This is a genomic window from Vibrio rarus, from assembly GCF_024347075.1.
GTDB classification, from domain to species: Bacteria; Pseudomonadota; Gammaproteobacteria; order Enterobacterales; family Vibrionaceae; genus Vibrio; species Vibrio rarus.
The window spans coordinates 229,469-246,919 of sequence record NZ_AP024900.1; the positions used below are offsets into that span (position 1 = coordinate 229,469).

The 17,451-nt window shown below is 44.1% G+C and carries 26 protein-coding genes; 16 read left to right on the forward strand and 10 right to left on the reverse strand.

Annotated features, from left to right (window positions below):
* The first annotated feature begins 15 nt into the window (after nucleotides 1-15).
* From rpsN to rplQ, 14 genes are all read left to right on the forward strand, one after another.
* Nucleotides 16-321, forward strand: coding sequence for a 30S ribosomal protein S14 (rpsN, locus tag OCU56_RS01105; RefSeq protein WP_017029090.1), 306 nt, complete (start codon nucleotides 16-18; stop codon nucleotides 319-321).
* Nucleotides 322-350: 29 nt separating this feature from the next.
* Nucleotides 351-743, forward strand: coding sequence for a 30S ribosomal protein S8 (rpsH, locus tag OCU56_RS01110; RefSeq protein WP_021712514.1), 393 nt, complete (start codon nucleotides 351-353; stop codon nucleotides 741-743).
* A gap of 10 nt (nucleotides 744-753) precedes the next feature.
* The gene (gene rplF / locus OCU56_RS01115) at nucleotides 754-1,287 is read left to right on the forward strand and encodes a 50S ribosomal protein L6 (protein ID WP_261873766.1); all 534 of its coding nucleotides are present in this window, start codon (nucleotides 754-756) and stop codon (nucleotides 1,285-1,287) included.
* Between the two features lie 9 nt (nucleotides 1,288-1,296).
* A complete protein-coding gene (gene rplR / locus OCU56_RS01120) occupies nucleotides 1,297-1,650 on the forward strand; it encodes a 50S ribosomal protein L18 (RefSeq protein WP_261873767.1) in 354 nt (117 codons plus the stop codon).
* A gap of 14 nt (nucleotides 1,651-1,664) precedes the next feature.
* Entirely contained in the window at nucleotides 1,665-2,165 is a 501-nt protein-coding gene (gene rpsE / locus OCU56_RS01125) for a 30S ribosomal protein S5 (protein ID WP_068696538.1), read from the forward strand.
* Between the two features lie 5 nt (nucleotides 2,166-2,170).
* Nucleotides 2,171-2,347 carry a 50S ribosomal protein L30 gene (rpmD, locus tag OCU56_RS01130; RefSeq protein ID WP_068696540.1) on the forward strand — a complete coding sequence of 59 codons (177 nt, stop codon included), beginning with the start codon at nucleotides 2,171-2,173 and terminating at the stop codon, nucleotides 2,345-2,347.
* 5 nt (nucleotides 2,348-2,352) lie between these two features.
* Nucleotides 2,353-2,787 carry a 50S ribosomal protein L15 gene (gene rplO / locus OCU56_RS01135; protein WP_261873768.1) on the forward strand — a complete coding sequence of 145 codons (435 nt, stop codon included), beginning with the start codon at nucleotides 2,353-2,355 and terminating at the stop codon, nucleotides 2,785-2,787.
* Between the two features lie 20 nt (nucleotides 2,788-2,807).
* The gene (secY, locus tag OCU56_RS01140; protein WP_261873769.1) at nucleotides 2,808-4,142 is read left to right on the forward strand and encodes a preprotein translocase subunit SecY; all 1,335 of its coding nucleotides are present in this window, start codon (nucleotides 2,808-2,810) and stop codon (nucleotides 4,140-4,142) included.
* A 39-nt stretch (nucleotides 4,143-4,181) separates the two neighbouring features.
* Entirely contained in the window at nucleotides 4,182-4,295 is a 114-nt protein-coding gene (gene rpmJ, locus OCU56_RS01145) for a 50S ribosomal protein L36 (RefSeq protein WP_068696546.1), read from the forward strand.
* Nucleotides 4,296-4,442: 147 nt separating this feature from the next.
* Nucleotides 4,443-4,799, forward strand: a complete 357-nt coding sequence (gene rpsM, locus OCU56_RS01150) for a 30S ribosomal protein S13 (protein WP_021712507.1) — start codon at nucleotides 4,443-4,445, stop codon at nucleotides 4,797-4,799.
* 18 nt (nucleotides 4,800-4,817) lie between these two features.
* The gene (gene rpsK / locus OCU56_RS01155) at nucleotides 4,818-5,207 is read left to right on the forward strand and encodes a 30S ribosomal protein S11 (protein WP_004398450.1); all 390 of its coding nucleotides are present in this window, start codon (nucleotides 4,818-4,820) and stop codon (nucleotides 5,205-5,207) included.
* Between the two features lie 31 nt (nucleotides 5,208-5,238).
* Nucleotides 5,239-5,859, forward strand: coding sequence for a 30S ribosomal protein S4 (gene rpsD / locus OCU56_RS01160; RefSeq protein WP_261873770.1), 621 nt, complete (start codon nucleotides 5,239-5,241; stop codon nucleotides 5,857-5,859).
* A gap of 24 nt (nucleotides 5,860-5,883) precedes the next feature.
* Entirely contained in the window at nucleotides 5,884-6,876 is a 993-nt protein-coding gene (locus OCU56_RS01165; protein WP_261873771.1) for a DNA-directed RNA polymerase subunit alpha, read from the forward strand.
* A 26-nt stretch (nucleotides 6,877-6,902) separates the two neighbouring features.
* A complete protein-coding gene (gene rplQ / locus OCU56_RS01170; RefSeq protein ID WP_021712504.1) occupies nucleotides 6,903-7,283 on the forward strand; it encodes a 50S ribosomal protein L17 in 381 nt (126 codons plus the stop codon).
* Nucleotides 7,284-7,561: 278 nt separating this feature from the next.
* Here rplQ and OCU56_RS01175 read toward each other — a convergent pair whose 3' ends face one another.
* The 3 genes from OCU56_RS01175 to OCU56_RS01185 form a co-directional block, all read right to left on the reverse strand.
* Nucleotides 7,562-8,059 carry a DUF2780 domain-containing protein gene (locus tag OCU56_RS01175; protein WP_261873772.1) on the reverse strand — a complete coding sequence of 166 codons (498 nt, stop codon included), beginning with the start codon at nucleotides 8,057-8,059 and terminating at the stop codon, nucleotides 7,562-7,564.
* 138 nt (nucleotides 8,060-8,197) lie between these two features.
* Complete coding sequence (locus OCU56_RS01180; RefSeq protein ID WP_261873773.1) at nucleotides 8,198-9,466, reverse strand: O-acetylhomoserine aminocarboxypropyltransferase/cysteine synthase family protein; 1,269 nt, start codon at nucleotides 9,464-9,466, stop codon at nucleotides 8,198-8,200.
* 146 nt (nucleotides 9,467-9,612) lie between these two features.
* Entirely contained in the window at nucleotides 9,613-10,233 is a 621-nt protein-coding gene (locus OCU56_RS01185) for an FKBP-type peptidyl-prolyl cis-trans isomerase (RefSeq protein WP_261873774.1), read from the reverse strand.
* A gap of 276 nt (nucleotides 10,234-10,509) precedes the next feature.
* Between OCU56_RS01185 and OCU56_RS01190 the strand changes: the two genes are divergently transcribed.
* A complete protein-coding gene (locus OCU56_RS01190) occupies nucleotides 10,510-11,094 on the forward strand; it encodes a LysM-like peptidoglycan-binding domain-containing protein (protein WP_261873775.1) in 585 nt (194 codons plus the stop codon).
* Between the two features lie 14 nt (nucleotides 11,095-11,108).
* On the opposite strand, the gene OCU56_RS01195 is transcribed toward OCU56_RS01190, so the two are convergent.
* Complete coding sequence (locus tag OCU56_RS01195) at nucleotides 11,109-11,567, reverse strand: GNAT family N-acetyltransferase (RefSeq protein ID WP_261873776.1); 459 nt, start codon at nucleotides 11,565-11,567, stop codon at nucleotides 11,109-11,111.
* 184 nt (nucleotides 11,568-11,751) lie between these two features.
* On the opposite strand from OCU56_RS01195, the gene cobA reads away from it, so the two are divergent.
* Nucleotides 11,752-12,585, forward strand: coding sequence for a uroporphyrinogen-III C-methyltransferase (gene cobA, locus OCU56_RS01200; protein ID WP_261873777.1), 834 nt, complete (start codon nucleotides 11,752-11,754; stop codon nucleotides 12,583-12,585).
* Nucleotides 12,586-12,640: 55 nt separating this feature from the next.
* Here cobA and OCU56_RS01205 read toward each other — a convergent pair whose 3' ends face one another.
* The 6 genes from OCU56_RS01205 to msrA all read right to left on the reverse strand — a co-directional run bounded on the left by OCU56_RS01205 (nucleotide 12,641) and on the right by msrA (nucleotide 17,353).
* Nucleotides 12,641-13,132 (reverse strand): DUF3299 domain-containing protein, encoded by a 492-nt coding sequence (locus tag OCU56_RS01205; protein WP_390904842.1) that lies wholly within the window; start codon nucleotides 13,130-13,132, stop codon nucleotides 12,641-12,643.
* Nucleotides 13,133-13,142: 10 nt separating this feature from the next.
* Nucleotides 13,143-14,402, reverse strand: a complete 1,260-nt coding sequence (locus OCU56_RS01210; RefSeq protein WP_261873778.1) for an ABC transporter permease — start codon at nucleotides 14,400-14,402, stop codon at nucleotides 13,143-13,145.
* Entirely contained in the window at nucleotides 14,399-15,118 is a 720-nt protein-coding gene (locus tag OCU56_RS01215; protein ID WP_261873779.1) for an ABC transporter ATP-binding protein, read from the reverse strand. Before OCU56_RS01215 ends, OCU56_RS01210 begins: the two co-directional genes overlap by 4 nt.
* A 65-nt stretch (nucleotides 15,119-15,183) precedes the next feature.
* Nucleotides 15,184-15,933 (reverse strand): zinc uptake protein ZrgA, encoded by a 750-nt coding sequence (gene zrgA / locus OCU56_RS01220; protein ID WP_261873780.1) that lies wholly within the window; start codon nucleotides 15,931-15,933, stop codon nucleotides 15,184-15,186.
* A gap of 158 nt (nucleotides 15,934-16,091) precedes the next feature.
* Nucleotides 16,092-16,643, reverse strand: coding sequence for a YtfJ family protein (locus OCU56_RS01225; RefSeq protein WP_261873781.1), 552 nt, complete (start codon nucleotides 16,641-16,643; stop codon nucleotides 16,092-16,094).
* 74 nt (nucleotides 16,644-16,717) lie between these two features.
* Nucleotides 16,718-17,353 carry a peptide-methionine (S)-S-oxide reductase MsrA gene (gene msrA / locus OCU56_RS01230; RefSeq protein ID WP_261873782.1) on the reverse strand — a complete coding sequence of 212 codons (636 nt, stop codon included), beginning with the start codon at nucleotides 17,351-17,353 and terminating at the stop codon, nucleotides 16,718-16,720.
* Nucleotides 17,354-17,451: the final 98 nt, after the last annotated feature.

Sequence of the window (17,451 nt, forward strand, 5' to 3'; positions counted from 1 at the left end):
TGAAGGGTTACTGTTATGGCTAAACAATCTATGAAAGCGCGTGAAACTAAACGTGCTAAGCTAGTAGCTAAATTCGCTGAAAAGCGTCGTGCGCTTAAGATCACTATTAGTGATGTTAACGCATCTGAAGAAGAGCGTTGGGATGCAGTTCTTAAATTGCAATCTCTACCACGTGATTCAAGTGCATCGCGTCAGCGTAATCGTTGCAACCAAACTGGTCGTCCACACGGTTACCTACGTAAATTCGGTCTTAGCCGTATTAAGGTTCGTGAAGCTTGCATGAAAGGCGAGATTCCGGGTCTTCGTAAGGCTAGCTGGTAATTGCCACTTAATCATTTGGAGTAAATCGTATGAGCATGCAAGATCCGATTTCGGATATGCTGACCCGCATTCGTAACGGTCAGTCGGCAAATAAAGTTGCTGTAAAAATGCCTTCTTCAAAGCTTAAAGTTGCAATCGCTACTTTGCTAAAAAACGAAGGTTATATCACAGACTTCGCTGTTGAAAGCGGAGCAAAACCAGAGCTAGAAGTTACTCTTAAGTACTTCCAAGCAAAACCAGTAATCGAGCAAATCCAACGTGTTTCTCGTCCAGGTCTGCGTGTCTATAAAAATAAAGACAGCCTTCCTTCAGTGATGGGTGGTTTGGGTATTGCTGTAGTGTCCACTTCCAAAGGTCTTATGTCTGACCGCGCCGCTCGCAAAGCGGGTCTTGGTGGTGAGATCATCTGCTACGTAGCTTAAGGAGTAGAATATGTCTCGTGTTGCTAAAGCACCTGTCGCTATTCCAGCTGGGGTAGAGGTGAAGATTAATGGTCAAGAAATTACAGTGAAAGGCCCTAAGGGTGAACTTTCTCGCGTATTCAACAACGCGGTTGTAGTTTCTCAGGAAGAAAACAACCTAACTTTCGGTCCACGTGAAGGTGTTGCTGGTGCTTGGGCACAAGCAGGTACTGCGCGTGCACTTGTAAACAACATGGTTGTTGGTGTTACTGAAGGCTTTACTAAGAAACTGATTCTTAAGGGTGTTGGTTACCGTGCTGCTGTTAAAGGCAACGCTGTAAACTTAACTCTAGGTTTCTCTCACCCAGTTGAGCACGCAGTGCCAGCGGGTATTAAAGCCGAATGTCCAAGCCAAACTGAAATTGTTCTAACTGGTGCTGATAAGCAACTAGTTGGTCAAGTTGCGGCTGACATTCGTTCTTACCGTGAGCCTGAACCTTACAAAGGTAAAGGTGTTCGTTACGCAGATGAATATGTGCGTACCAAAGAAGCTAAGAAGAAGTAAGGTAACACTATGGATAAGAAAGCATCTCGCATCCGTCGTGCTACACGTGCACGTCGTAAGATTGCTGAACTTCGTGTAAACCGTCTTGTAGTACATCGTACTCCACGTCATGTGTATGCACAGGTTATTGCACCAAACGGCTCTGAGGTTATCGCAGCTGCTTCTACTGTAGAAAAAGCGATCCGTGAGCAAGTTAAGAACACTGGTAACGTTGACGCTGCTAAAGCTGTAGGTAAAGCTATTGCTGAGCGCGCTGTCGAAAAAGGCATCTTGAATGTTGCTTTCGACCGTTCTGGTTTCCAATACCACGGTCGAGTAGCGGCGCTAGCAGATTCTGCTCGCGAAGCTGGTCTTAAATTCTAAGGTAGGGTTGATCGATGGCTAGAGAACAACAACAAGCTTCAGATTTGGCTGAAAAACTAATCGCCGTTAACCGCGTTGCGAAAACGGTTAAAGGTGGTCGAATCTTTAGTTTTACTGCACTAACAGTAGTTGGTGACGGTAATGGTCGCATTGGTTTCGGTTACGGCAAAGCCCGTGAAGTACCAGCAGCGATTCAAAAAGCAATGGAAAAAGCACGTCGTAACATGGTTACTATCGCGCTTAACGAGGGTACTCTTCACCACGCGGTGAAAGGTCGTCATACTGGCTCTAAAGTATACATGCAGCCAGCAGCGGAAGGTACAGGTATCATCGCCGGTGGTGCGATGCGTGCAGTACTTGAAGTTGTAGGTGTTCGAAACGTACTTGCGAAAGCATACGGTTCTACGAACCCTATCAACGTAGTTCGCGCGACTATTGATGGTTTAAGCGGTATGAAATCTCCAGAGATGATTGCTGCTAAACGTGGTCTAACTGTTGAAAATATTTCGGAGTAAGCACCATGGCAACTATCAAAGTAACTCAAACTAAAAGCTCAATCGGTCGTCTACCTAAGCACAAATTGTGCTTACGTGGTCTTGGCCTTCGTCGCATCAACCATACAGTAGAACTTGAAGATACGCCGTCAGTTCGCGGCATGATCAACAAGGTTTACTACATGGTTAAAGTTGAGGAGTAATCAGAATGCGTTTGAATACTCTATCACCGGCTGCAGGTTCTAAGCCTTCTAAGAAGCGCGTAGGCCGTGGTATCGGTTCTGGCCTTGGTAAAACAGGTGGCCGTGGCCACAAAGGTCAAAAGTCACGCTCTGGCGGCAGTGTTCGTCCAGGTTTTGAAGGCGGTCAAATGCCTTTGAAACAACGTCTACCTAAATTCGGTTTCACTTCTCGTAAGAGCCTAGTGTCTGCTGAAGTTCGTCTAGCTGAGCTAGCGAAAGTAACGGGTGATGTTGTAGATCTTAACAGCCTTAAAGCTGCTAACGTAGTCACTAAGAACATCGAATTTGTAAAAGTTGTTCTTTCTGGCGAAATTAACAAAGCTGTGACTGTTAAAGGTCTTCGCGTAACTAAAGGCGCTAAAGCTGCTATTGAAGCTGCCGGCGGTAAAATCGAAGAATAATCTTCGAGGGAAAGGTACAGATGGCTAAGAAACCAGGACAAGATTTTAGTAGTGCAAAAAGTGGCGTTTCGGAACTAAAAACACGCTTATTATTCGTATTAGGTGCGTTGTTAGTATTTCGAGCGGGTTCTTTTGTGCCGATCCCTGGTATTGACGCGGCTGTACTTGCCCAACTGTTAGACCAGCAACAAGGTACCATCGTTGAAATGTTCAACATGTTCTCCGGTGGTGCACTTTCGCGTGCATCTATCTTGGCCCTTGGTATCATGCCGTATATTTCGGCATCGATTGTGGTCCAATTGCTAACTGTGGTTCATCCCGCTCTTGCAGAGCTTAAAAAAGAGGGTGAAGCTGGCCGTCGTAAGATCAGTCAGTACACACGTTATGGCACGCTAGTACTTGCAACATTCCAAGCTATCGGTATAGCAACAGGCTTACCGAACATGGTCGACAATCTGGTTGTTATCAACCAAACCATGTTCACCCTGATTGCAACCGTGAGTTTAGTAACCGGCACCATGTTCTTGATGTGGTTAGGTGAACAAATTACAGAGCGCGGAATTGGTAACGGTATATCGTTAATCATCTTTGCAGGTATTGTCGCAGGATTGCCTAAAGCAATCGGTTCAACAATTGAGCAGGCGCGTCAAGGTGAATTGCACGTACTTCTTCTATTATTGATTGCGGTTATTGCATTTGCTGTTATCTACTTTGTTGTGTTCATGGAACGTGGTCAACGTCGTATCGTCGTTAACTACGCCAAACGTCAACAAGGTCGTAAAGTATATGCGGCGCAGAGTTCGCACCTACCATTGAAAATTAATATGGCTGGTGTTATCCCTGCAATCTTCGCATCAAGTATTATTTTGTTCCCAGGAACATTAGCTCAGTGGTTCGGTCAGAACGGTGAGAGTGCAACATTTGGTTGGTTAACCGATGTTTCGCTAGCCCTAAGTCCAGGTCAGCCGCTGTATGTAATGCTTTATGCGTCAGCAATCATCTTTTTCTGTTTCTTCTACACGGCGTTGGTATTCAACCCGCGTGAGACAGCAGATAATTTGAAGAAGTCTGGTGCTTTCGTACCCGGCATCCGCCCAGGAGAGCAGACAGCCAGATACATTGATAAAGTAATGACTAGACTAACCTTTGCAGGTGCTCTATATATTACCTTTATCTGTCTGATTCCCGAATTCATGATGGTCATGTGGAACGTACGTTTCTACTTTGGCGGCACATCACTACTTATCGTAGTTGTTGTAATCATGGATTTCATGGCACAGGTACAGACTCATCTGATGTCACAACAGTATGATTCTGTGTTAAAGAAAGCAAACCTAAAGGGCTACGGCCGTTAATTCGGTAATAGTTCTGGGTTTCATTTACGGAGTTTAGCAATGAAAGTTCGTGCTTCCGTTAAAAAAATCTGCCGTAACTGTAAGGTTATCAAGCGCAACGGTGTTGTGCGTATAATCTGCAGTGAGCCAAAGCATAAACAACGCCAAGGCTAATTAGTAGAATTTTTTACTTGAAAAATTGGGTAGGTTCGAGTATATTCCTCGGCCTACCTTTTGCGTGCAAAAGAAGTAGTATGCCGCAGCGTATCCTAGACGGGCTCTGCTGCGGATAATTCTTTACATAAGTACTAGGAGTGAATAGTGGCCCGTATAGCAGGCATTAACATTCCTGATCATAAGCATGCTGTGATTGCATTAACTGCAATCTTCGGCATCGGTAAGACTCGTTCTCAAGCTATTTTAGCTGAAGTGGGTATTGCTGAAAATGTTAAGATCAGTGAACTAACTGAAGATCAGATCAATCAACTGCGTGATGGTGTAGCTAAATACACTGTAGAAGGTGATCTACGCCGTGAAGTATCGATGAACATCAAGCGTCTTATGGACCTTGGCTGTTACCGCGGTCTTCGTCATCGTCGCAGTCTACCACTACGTGGACAGCGTACTAAAACCAACGCTCGCACCCGTAAGGGTCCGCGTAAGCCGATCAAGAAATAGTCGGAAGGGTAGAGTACAATGGCAAAACAACCAACACGCGCACGTAAACGCGTCCGCAAGCAAGTAGCAGATGGCGTAGCGCACATTCATGCTTCTTTCAACAACACAATCGTAACCATTACCGACCGTCAAGGTAACGCACTAGCTTGGGCTACTGCAGGTGGTTCTGGTTTCCGTGGTTCTCGTAAGTCAACTCCGTTCGCAGCTCAGGTTGCAGCAGAGCGCGCTGGCGAAATGGCTAAAGAATATGGCCTTAAGAACTTGGAAGTTATGGTTAAGGGCCCAGGTCCTGGTCGTGAGTCAACTATCCGTGCACTAAACGCAGCTGGATACCGCATCACAAACATCGTTGATGCAACTCCGATCCCTCATAACGGTTGTCGTCCACCTAAGAAACGTCGCGTTTAAGTTTCGTTTCTAGGAATATTGGAGAAAGAACATGGCTAGATATTTGGGTCCTAAGCTAAAGCTTAGCCGTCGCGAAGGTACTGACTTATTCCTTAAGTCTGGTGTCCGTGCGATCGATACCAAGTGTAAAATTGATAACGCACCAGGTGTACACGGCGCTCGTCGCGGTCGTCTATCTGAGTATGGCGTTCAGCTTCGTGAGAAGCAAAAAGTTCGTCGTACATACGGCGTACTAGAAAAACAATTCCGTAACTACTACAAAGATGCTGCTCGCCTTAAAGGCAACACAGGTGAAAACTTGTTGCAGCTTCTTGAAGGTCGTCTTGATAACGTAGTTTACCGTATGGGTTTTGGTGCTACACGCGCTGAAGCACGTCAACTATGTAGCCACAAAGCTATCCTAGTTAACGGTAAAGTTGTAAACGTTCCTTCATTCAAAGTAGCGGCGAATGACGTTGTTTCAATTCGTGAGAAAGCTAAAACGCAATCTCGCATTAAAGCGGCTCTAGAAGTTGCTGAACAACGTGAGAAACCAACTTGGATTGAAGTAGATGCCAGCAAAATGGAAGGCACGTTCAAACGTTTACCAGAACGTTCTGATCTGTCTGCTGACATCAACGAACACCTGATCGTCGAACTTTACTCTAAGTAAGGTTTAAACTAAAGAGAGGACACAATGCAGGGTTCTGTAACAGAATTTCTTAAGCCACGTCTTGTTGATATCGAACAGATCAATGCGACACACGCAAAAGTAACTCTTGAGCCATTAGAGCGTGGTTTTGGCCATACTCTTGGTAATGCACTTCGCCGAATTCTTCTATCTTCTATGCCGGGTTGTGCCGTAACTGAAGTAGAAATTGAAGGTGTGCTACACGAATACAGCACTAAAGAAGGCGTTCAAGAAGACATTCTTGAGATCCTACTAAACCTTAAAGGTTTGGCTGTACGCGTAGCGGAAGGCAAAGATGACGTGTTTATTACACTGAACAAATCAGGCTCAGGCCCTGTGGTTGCAGGTGACATCACCCATGATGGTGATGTAGAGATCGCTAACCCAGAGCACGTTATTTGTCACTTAACTGATGACAACGCTGATATCGCTATGCGTATAAAAGTTGAACGTGGTCGTGGTTATGTTCCAGCTTCATCTCGTATCCATACTGAAGAAGATGAGCGCCCAATCGGTCGTCTACTTGTTGACGCAACATACAGCCCTGTAGACAAAATTGCCTACAGCGTTGCAGCGGCACGTGTAGAACAACGTACTGATTTGGATAAACTTGTCATCGACATGGAAACAAACGGTACTCTAGAACCAGAAGAAGCAATTCGTCGTGCAGCAACAATTCTTGCTGAACAACTTGATGCTTTCGTAGATCTTCGTGATGTACGTGTTCAAGAGCCAATCGAAGAGAAGCCGGAGTTCGATCCTATCCTACTTCGTCCTGTAGACGATCTTGAGCTAACAGTTCGCTCTGCCAACTGTCTAAAAGCAGAAGCGATTCACTACATCGGTGATCTTGTTCAGCGTACTGAAGTAGAGCTTCTTAAAACCCCTAACCTTGGTAAGAAATCACTTACTGAGATTAAGGATGTGCTTGCTTCTCGCGGCTTGTCTCTAGGTATGCGCCTAGAAAACTGGCCACCAGCGTCAATCGCTGAAGATTAACCGATATTAGTTAGAAGGATTAGGTCATGCGCCATCGTAAGAGTGGTCGTCAACTCAACCGCAACAGCTCACATCGCAAAGCGATGTTCAGCAATATGGCTAGCTCTCTTGTACGTCATGAAGTTATCAAGACTACATTGCCAAAAGCAAAAGAGCTACGTCGCGTAGTTGAGCCTTTGATTACATTAGCCAAGACTGACAGTGTTGCTAACCGTCGTCTTGCATTTGCTCGCACTCGTGATAACGAAGTTGTGGCAAAACTATTTAACGAACTAGGTCCACGTTTCGCTGCCCGTCAAGGCGGTTATACTCGTATCCTAAAAGCTGGTTTCCGTACTGGCGATAAAGCACCAATGGCATTCATTGAGCTTGTCGATCGTCCAGTTGCTGAAGAAGCTGCTGAATAATAGTTCAGTTAGAACTGAAAAGCCGAGCATTTATGCTCGGCTTTTTTGTACCTGCTGGTTTTTATGAATCATAGGTTCACCAGTAAGGCTTTAGTTATACCAATCACACTAAGTAAGTGATCAGAAATAGCGCAGGAAAAATGCTCGAAAACAAGGCAGAATTTTTCGATAAGTAGTTATTCTACAATCAAAAATTCTAACGCAGTTATCGAGCATTTTAACTAGCTAGAATGACCAGTTATTTAGTACGATTGGTATTATTCTCTGCTTTTAGCTTACTACCCACCCCACAAACTGCTTAGCGAGCCTAACAAGCCACTACTGGCTCCTTCTGAAGTTAAATACTGTAAAATAACGGGTGCAAACTGCGTTACCAGTGCAGGATCAATCCCCAAACCTTCAAATGTACTTTTCACTGAGTCCATATTAGTTATCATGGATGTGAGCCCCGTGGAACCGGTAAAGTTGTTTAGCCCTGGGATAAGAGAGCTTAACTCACTGGAGTTTTCGTCTGAAAGTTGAGTCTGAGCTAGGGAGAGCAGCGCTCCCGCACCACCGGCGGCCTGGGTAGGAGTGACGTCTAATTCATTACTCAAAAGATCGGTGAGCGGTGTACTTTGGCTAGCGCCGAGTTGCTGAGTTATGTGTCCTGTTAACGCTGACATATCTGTAGATTTATCTTTATCATCATCATCTGAGCCAAAGCCAAAGAAAGCATAACTTGGTGCAGAGATAGTCACAGTAGCAATGAGCGCGATGAGTGTAATTCCTTTCATTCCCTATTCCTCTTTATATTGGATCTTTTAAGTCTAGGAAAGGAATGGAATGTTTGCTTATTTTGCCTTCTGTTTCTGGCAATAAAAAACGACGCATAGCGCCGTTTTAATTAGGGTGAATCAATGTGAGGTACAGCTTTATTGATTCAGAGCTTGCTCTAGATCTTGTAAAATATCGTCAATATGTTCAATACCAACAGATAAACGGATCATTTCAGGACTCACTCCGGCGTTTTGTTGCTCTTGCTCGCTTAATTGACGGTGTGTTGTAGAGGCGGGATGACATGCCAGCGACTTAGCATCACCTATGTTAACTAAGCGTTTAAAGATCTGCAGAGCATCATAGAATTTAACACCGGCATCATAACCATCTTTTAGACCAAACGATAAGATACTAGAGGGTTTACCTTGCATATACTTCTGTGACAACTCATAGAAAGGTGAATCTGGTAGTCCTGCATAACTTACCCAACTTACTTTAGGGTGGTTCTGTAAGAAGTTTGCTACCTTAATGGCATTCTCACAATGGCGCTCCATGCGTAAAGATAGGGTTTCTAAGCCTTGCATTAATAAAAATGCATTCATTGGGGATAGTGCAGACCCTGTATTTCTCAGTGGCACTGTGCGTGCGCGCCCAATAAATGCCGCTTCACCAAATGCCTCAGCGTAAATCACGCCGTGATAAGATGGCTCTGGCTGATTGAAAGTGGGAAATCTCTCTTTATGCTGCGCCCAAGGGAATTTACCTGAATCGATAATCATGCCACCCAATGTTGTACCATGACCGCCCACATATTTTGTCAATGAGTGCACAACAATATCGGCACCATATTGGATAGGCTTGCATACTGCAGGTGATGCTACCGTATTATCGACAATGACTGGCACGCCTTTTTCATGAGCAAGGGTGCTAATCCCTTCAATATCCACAATGTTACCCGCAGGGTTGCCGATAGACTCACAGTACACAGCTTTAGTTTTGTCATCAATTAAGGCCGCTAGCGTTTCAGGTTTGTCATCCTCGGCGAATTTTACTTGGATACCTAAACTAGGGAACATGTGTGCAAATAGAGTATAGGTTCCACCGTAAAGTTGCGGTGTTGAAACGATATTATCTCCGGCTTGCGCTAGAGTTAGAACCGCATAATGAATGGCAGAACTCCCCGCACTAACCGCAAGACCTGCGATACCGCCTTCTAAAGCAGCCATGCGCTTTTCTAGCACATCGTTGGTTGGGTTCATTATACGAGTATAAATATTGCCGGGTACGGCTAAGTCAAACAGATCCGCACCATGTTGAGCATCATCAAATTCATACGCTACGGTTTGATAGATGGGGGTTGCACAGGATTTTGTGGTTGGATCGGTTTCATATCCATGGTGGATAGCGAGGGTTTCGTCTTTCATAGTTTATTCCTTTCCTTATGATAAGAATAAGATGCCACGTTTTACTATGCTTCGACAAGAGGTGTGATGTCTCGTTTTTGAATGTATACATTTACAAAAAAGGCTTTTCCTAAAGGAAAAGCCTTTTTACTAAGTCTTTGAAATAATTACAGGATAGCCAGAAGTTCTACTTCAAATACTAGGGCTGCAAATGGAGGGATTGCTGCGCCAGCGCCACGCTCGCCGTAGGCAAGATCTTGTGGGATGTACAGTTTCCATTTAGAACCAACAGGCATAAGTTGCAGTGCTTCAACCCAACCTTTGATAACGCCAGTTACTGGGAACTCAGCAGGTTGACCGCGAGATACAGAGCTATCAAATACAGTACCGTCAGTTAGCTCACCGTGGTAGTGAACGCGAACTTGTACGTCAGCAGATGGAATTTCACCAGTACCTTCAGTAAGTACTTCATATTGAAGACCAGACTCAAGAACGGTAACTTCTGAACGAAGTGCGTTGTCTTTTAGGAAAGCTTCGCCATCAGCAGCCGCTACTTTAGCTTGCTCTGCACGTGCAGATTCAGCGCGAGTGTGAAGCTCTTGAAGTGCGTTGTTGATTTCATCAACTTCGATTGCTGGCATGCCGCCAGTCAATGCTGTTGCGATACCCGCAGCGATTGCATCAACGCTTAGTCCGTCAAGACCACTGCCAGCAAGTTGCTGACCCATTTGTAGACCGATACCGTAGCTTGCTTTTTGTTCTACAGTTTCGAATTGAACTTCAGACATAAGAATCTCTCAGTTTTTAGATATAAAGGCGCAAGCATACCAGTTCTCAAAGCAGTTGAAAATTATTGCAGTGGAGAGATAAACGATAGTGTTCAAATTATGTGGAAATTTTCAAATGTTATGCTGCTTTGAGCCTGTCGTTACTGTCTATATGCGGAAATAACTCTCAATTTTGCGCAAATTTGTTTTAATTATGTTTCACTGGGACTGTGAGGTGTGTTCATCGTGGCATTTTTTTTATATCCTGATAGAAATGGAAAGCCGGAGTGAGATAGGATGAATCGACGTACCCGCTCTAAAAGACACACAGAGATACTAGCAGATAAGTGGAACCAAATAGAGTGGATGGCGCTACCTTCAAAATTTAAGGGGATGTTTACAGCATTACCTAAGCTACATAGACGTGCCTTAATGGTCATAGTGCCTGTTACTTTGATATTAGTGATGATGCCAGAGCCGAAGACATCTACTGAGGTTAAGTTGGCTAAACCTACCGATCAAAGAGTATCGGTGCCCATTAATACACGTGGTCTAAGTGAGCAAAACTCAACTAGCTCAAACACTTCAAATATTACGCTCTCTAGTGAGACCTCAAGCAATGGCCAGTGGATTGAATATACGGTTAAAGCTGGTGACACTCTGGCTAATGTATTTCGTGCCAATCAATTAAGTATGACTGACTTAAACGCATTAGCGAAAATAGAGGGGATAGACAAACCTTTAAGTCAGATTAAACAAGGGCAATTGGTGCGCTTTAAGCGTGATGAACAAGGGCGCTTGGATATTCTTCAATTAGAAAGAAGCAGCGATTCAGTTATGTTCTTCCGTTTGTCTAACGGTGGCTTTGGGCGCAGTAAATAATCGTTAAATTGCGGCTAGGCAGTTAACACTCTACGCATATCAATATGGGGAATGCCATCCTCAAGGTAGGGATCCGAGATAGGCTCAAAACCATGTTGTCGGTAAAAATTTTGTAAATGGGCCTGAGCGCCTATTTCTATAGGTTCGTTTGGCCATAAGCGTTGACACTCGGTAATGGCTTTAGCCATTAACTGATGTCCCATAGCGTGTTTTCTGGCGCTAGGGCACACCACTACTCTACCAATGCTTATTGCGGGATAGGTGATGCCAGCAGGGAGCAGCCTAGCCACGGCTATGACGCGTTGATTTGATATCCCAACTAAATGGTACACCCCTTCGGCATAATCGTTGCCATCAAGCTCTGGGTAAGCACATTCCTGTTCTACAACAAATACATCCACTCGTAATTTAAGTATTTGATAAAGAAGTTGGTTATCAATGTCATTAAATGACAACACCTGCCATTGAATCATATTTATAAAGACCTATAAGCGAAATACAACACCTAGAAGGTTATCATAATTTGCAGGGGATGGAGTAAACCTCGTCAATGGCCTATTTTTAAGTCTATAAAGTAATAATAGATACAAATATAGAATTTCCAGTTATAAAAGACGCACGGCATAATCATCTTAACCTTATGACTAGGATGTTATTATGCTCGATACCGTTGTGCCTCTTGGACCTCGCTCCGCGGTGGATTCTAAATTACCTTACACTGCTCTGAAATCAGGAGAGGTTGCTCTTGTTGGTGCAGGCCCTGGGGATCCTGAACTGTTGACCATCAAAGCGCTGAACATGTTAAGACAAGCAGAGGTGATACTTTATGATTACCTTGTTTCTGATGAGATCATGTCGTTGGTTTCTCGGGATGCCATTTTAGTTTGTGTGGGTAAGCGTGCTGGCGCTCATAGCGTGCCACAGCAGAAAACCAATCAACTACTGGTTGATTTTGCCAAGCAGGGTTACCGAGTAGTGCGGATTAAAGGGGGCGATCCTTTTGTGTTTGGGCGAGGTGCTGAAGAATTAGAAGTACTAGTGGATAATGGTGTGCAATTTCAGGTGGTGCCAGGTATCACTGCCGCCTCAGGTGCAACCGCGTACGCTGGCATACCATTAACACACCGTGACTATGCACAGTCGGCCATGTTTGTCACTGGGCATTTAAAAGATGAGGATGCTACGGTGGATTGGTCTACGCTTGCTCGAGCCAACCAGACTCTAGTGATTTATATGGGATTGATGAAAGCATCCCTTATTGAGCAACAATTAACTCATTACGGACGAGGGAGTGATACGCCTATTGCCATCATTGAAAGAGGCACGCAATCCTCACAGAAAGTGCTTTATGGTTGCCTTTCTCAACTTAGTGAGTTATCACAACAAGCAGCTGCGCCGGCACTGATAGTGGTAGGTGAGGTGGTAGCTTTAGGGAAAAAATTAAGCTGGTTTGAGAGTCAGCAGAATCAACAGTCTGCTTATGCGCAGTAAATTGATCGATACCATACTGGCCAATTAGCGTGGCCAGTATGGATTTGAGCAGGGATTAGTCGTCGTAAGGTTCCAATGCCACCCCATTCAATAAGTAGCCCGTTTCGGCTAATTCATGTTCTACCGTTTGCGCTTTTAGTTCACCCACCACATAAACAATGTCCCAAAGCTTTTGTATTGGCGCACCACTTGGGAACTTCACATACACAATTTGGTTTGGTGGCGGGGGTGGCACGTGGATGCAGGCACCAAAATAAGGCACTAACAAAAACTCGGTGACTTGATTAGCATCCCCTTCTAGAGGGATAACAAACCCGGGGATCTTCACTTGGCTCCCATCTAATTCGGTTCTCACAGATCCAACCAAAGACTGCGGTGCAGCTCCTCCATTATGGGAAGTAGCAACGGGCATTCCTTGATGATCAAATTGTGCACGCTCTTTTTCTGGAATGAGATCAATCCAGTTGAGTGTAAGTGGCTCAGCGTAAGCGGCCACTGATGACATAATTAATGTCAGTGCCAAAAAACATTGGGCTAGTTTTTTCATTATTTCTCTCTTAAATTCGAATTGTCATACCGTCAGCAAGTGACTGGCGATATGCTCTAAACGCTGGGATAAACCCGATGATGACACCTGCACCTAACACTAAACCAACTAAAGTCCATTCATGTGGAGTCAACATACTCAGCTCGATACTTATACCATAGAGTCGCTGTACAATGGGATGTATTATAAGCAGTAATGCATATAAGCCTGCGATTCCGGTTACAATACCCGCTAAAGTAAGTGCCGTTGCCTCACTAATGAGCAAGGTAAAGATGTGTCGTGGACGTGCGCCCATAGCTCTTAATATGGCCATTTCACGGCGACGCTCTTGTAAGCTGGTCAGTAAGCTACTGAGCATACCGAGCAATCCCGATACCACCACAAAACCAGAGACGATTAACAGAGCCTGCTCGGCTACAGACATCATTCCCCATAATTCATGTAAGGCAATGCCAGGTAAAATGGCACTTAATGGTTCTTTATTATAAGTATTGATTTGGCGCTGTAGAGCAAAGGTCTGTATTTTGGATTTTAGCCCTAACATAAATGCAGTAATCTGTTTGGGCTGAAATTCGATGGTTTTTAGCACCTCTGCACCAGGATTGCCCCCCATATTGGCACCGGATTCCCAACCGACGTGAATAGCTTCAATCGCTTTTAATGACACGTGCACAGTCTTATCTACCGGTGTCCCTGTAGGCTTAAGAATTCCGACTACTGTAAATGGGAGGTTATCATGCCGAGCAAAACTGACATCGGAAATACCGTGAGCAATAATAATATTAGTGCCAATTTTATAGCCAAGGGCTTTGGCAACATCAGAGCCGATAACGGTCTCAAATAACCCGGTAAACGGGTGGCCGTCTTTAAATTCTATGTGCTGTTTTCTGCCATATTTATAGTGGTCAAAATAGGCTTGGGTGGTCCCCATAACTCTAAAGCCTTTGTGTGAGTCCCCTAGTGAGATGGGAATGGCCCAGTCAACAACAGGGCTATCTCTAAATTCTTCGAAGCTTTTCCAGTCAATATTATTGGTGGCATTACCGATACGAAATACCGAGTATAAAAGAAGGTTTACCTGACCTGAACGGGCTCCAACAATTAAGTCGGTTCCAGATATAGTGTTGGCAAAGCTATTTTTAGCTTCGGTGCGAATGCGTTCTACACCCAATAATAAAATGACAGAGATAGCGACGGTTAAAATGGTCAATAAAGCCGTTGTTTTCCTGTTGGAAAGGCTTTTCCAAGCTAAATGGGCAGTGCTGTTCATTGGCTTACTACTCCAACTTTAATTTTGTTGATGTCTTGCAGGTTGAGGCGTGTATTGAAATGCGCTTCAAGGCTTGGATCATGGCTGACAAACACGAGGGTGGATTGCGCTTGCTCAGCCTGTTCCATAAGCAATTCGATAAACGCACTGCGATTAGCAAAGTCCAATGCAGACGTCGGTTCATCGGCAATGACAAGACGGGGCTTGCCAATGAGTGCTCGTGCGGCAGCAACACGCTGCTGCTGGCCAATACTGAGATCAACTACAGGTTTATGCAATAGATCTTCGGCAAGATGAAGGCGTTGCAACAATTGGCAGGCTTGCTCTTTTAAGTTCCCATCAACGGCTTGCTTTCTTTTGCTTGAAAAATGGCAAGGAAGAATAACGTTGTCGATAACTGATAAATAGGGAAGTAAATTAAATTGCTGAAATATATAGCCGATATTGTCGGCTCTAAACCGGTCTCTTTGCGTCTGAGAAAGTGTTGCTAACTCTGTACCCAGTACATGTAGATCGCCACTTTCACAGGTTGAAATGCCCGTAAGTAGACTTAATAAGGTTGATTTACCACAACCACTCGGTCCTTTAATAAAGACATGTTGCCCTTGTTTAACGGAGAGTGTCGGTATATCTAGTGTCGGAGTAGGGTTACCCGGCCATGAGAAACGAACATTGTTTAGTTCGATTACGGTATCTAGTTGAGAATGTTTAGCCACTGTATTTCCTATGACATTTACTAAAGTAACGAAAAACGGTCACCCCAAAGAGGTGACCGTTAATACTAAAGTTTAATGATGCTGTTGTCTTTAGTCAGTTCCGAAGCAAGTTGTGCTGTATCTGTTAGTAGGTTCACATGAACGACGTGTGTACCGGTAAATAGCTCAAACCAGTTGGTCTCAATGTGGCTTAGCTTGCTGATGTCTTTACATTGATATTGGTAAGCAATGTTAAATGCACCGTGGCCATCATGGTGATCATGGTTCTCGCCTTCGTGCTTATCGTGGTCGTGTTTGTCATCATGGCCGTGGTCATCATGATGATCTTTATGATCGGCATGGTCGTGATGATCCCCATGTTCGTGATCATGGTGCTCGCCTTCATGCTTATCGTGGTCATGTTTGTCATTATGGCCGTGGTCATCATGATGATCTTTGTGATCGGCATGCTCATGTTCATGATCTTCATGGCTATCACCAGACAGTTTATGAGTGACCGTTTTTGAGGCTAAAGTACATCCAGCGTCAGCACTTAAAGTCAAAATAGAGTCGGCAGAGTTTAAGTGAGTCATTGCTGTATCTAGTACTTTCTGCTGCTTGTCATTCGTTGGAATGTGTTCAAAACCAATAACATCCGCACCAGGAGCTAAGATTTCAACTAATAGGTCGTTGCCATCTTGAGCAATGTTAAACTCAACACTGCCATGAACATGAGCAGCATGCTGACGAAAATGTTCTTCAGCATGAGTAGAAAGAGACGTTACAGCGAGTGCGAGTACGCTGAGCGGAAGTAGGGGTTTCATTACTTTAATCATGGGTATAGTTACCTATCTATTCAGACTTTATTTATTATATTACCTAAGTCTTTCACTAATATTTCTCTGTGGTATTTTTATTTAAATACTCAGTAACGCCTTGTATTTAAATGGTAACGTACCAACAGAACGAAGAGAGAAGCATGGTCAAAGTGAGTTTACAAGTCGCTCTTGATGAGAGTGATAACGTGTTTTATCTCTTGAGGGGTTAACTCACCATCCTTGGCCCAAAGAATCGTACCATCTTTACTTTGCACAGCAATCATTGATGTTTTAGCTTGAAGATCCCACGCTTTAGCAACTACTCCATTTTTATCCAGAATAATTGAAGAGTAAGAAAACTCTTTTTTACTGTCTTCTGCACTCGACTTCACGAATGAACTTGTACCCCAAATAGCATCGTCTTGATTGATGATCGTAGTGGTTTGATACTTATCCTTAGGCAGGTTCGCATCGATAATGGCGTCTATCATAGGCTTATTTAAAGCCTTAGCCGCAGAGCGACCTGCGATAGCTTGAATGACTCGGGTTTTACCAACCATGCTTGCTGACTGCCATTGATGATATGTTATATCATTACCCTTTACTATGGCTTCTCCATAATCAGCGACACTTACTGTAGGCACCTTATCACCGGTCTTTAGGTTGAGCGCCCATGATGACAAAGGCGCAGCGAGTGCGACTACGGCGATTAAGTGTTTTATCTGCATATGTGTATCCATTATTGTGTTAGAGAGTTGGTTGGCCTTAAGTATATGTTAAATGGTTATATTTACATCTACTATTACTTTTTATCTGCCGGGAAGCACACTCCAGTACCACCAATACCACAGTAACCATCAGGATTTTTAGCGAGATATTGCTGATGGTAAAGCTCTGCAAAATAGTAAGCCTTAGCAGGGGCGATTTCAGTACTAATGTTAGATTTTCCATCCTGATTAAGTAACTGTTGATATCTGTTTTTTGATGCCTGTGCAATAGCTAGTTGTTCACTGCTATAAGTGTAAATTGCGGAGCGGTACTGAGTACCTGTGTCATTTCCTTGGCGCATTCCTTGGGTGGGGTCATGCTTTTCCCAAAAAGTGTGTAGTAGCGTATCTAATGAAACCTGTGTGGGGTCGTAGATAACTTTGACAACTTCTGTGTGTCCGGTTTTTCCCGTGCACACCTCTTCATAAGTTGGGTTTGGTGTGAAGCCTCCCGCATAACCTACGGATGTCGAAATCACGCCTTTAGTATTCCAGAAAAGGCGTTCGGCTCCCCAAAAGCAACCCAATCCCAGCAAAATTTGCTGACACCCTTGCTCAGGCTCGGCAGTTAAATCGCTTTGGTTAACAAAATGCTGTCCCAGTTTTGCAACCGAATGCTCACGTCCTGATAGGGCATCTTCCTTTGAAATCATAGTTTGTTTGTCAAACATGTGCTCTCCTAGCCAAAGTAAGTGTTTTTTTGAATTTTTTATCGTGGATCAATCCTTTATACTACTTATCATGACCCATGAGGAAACTTTCGACTATA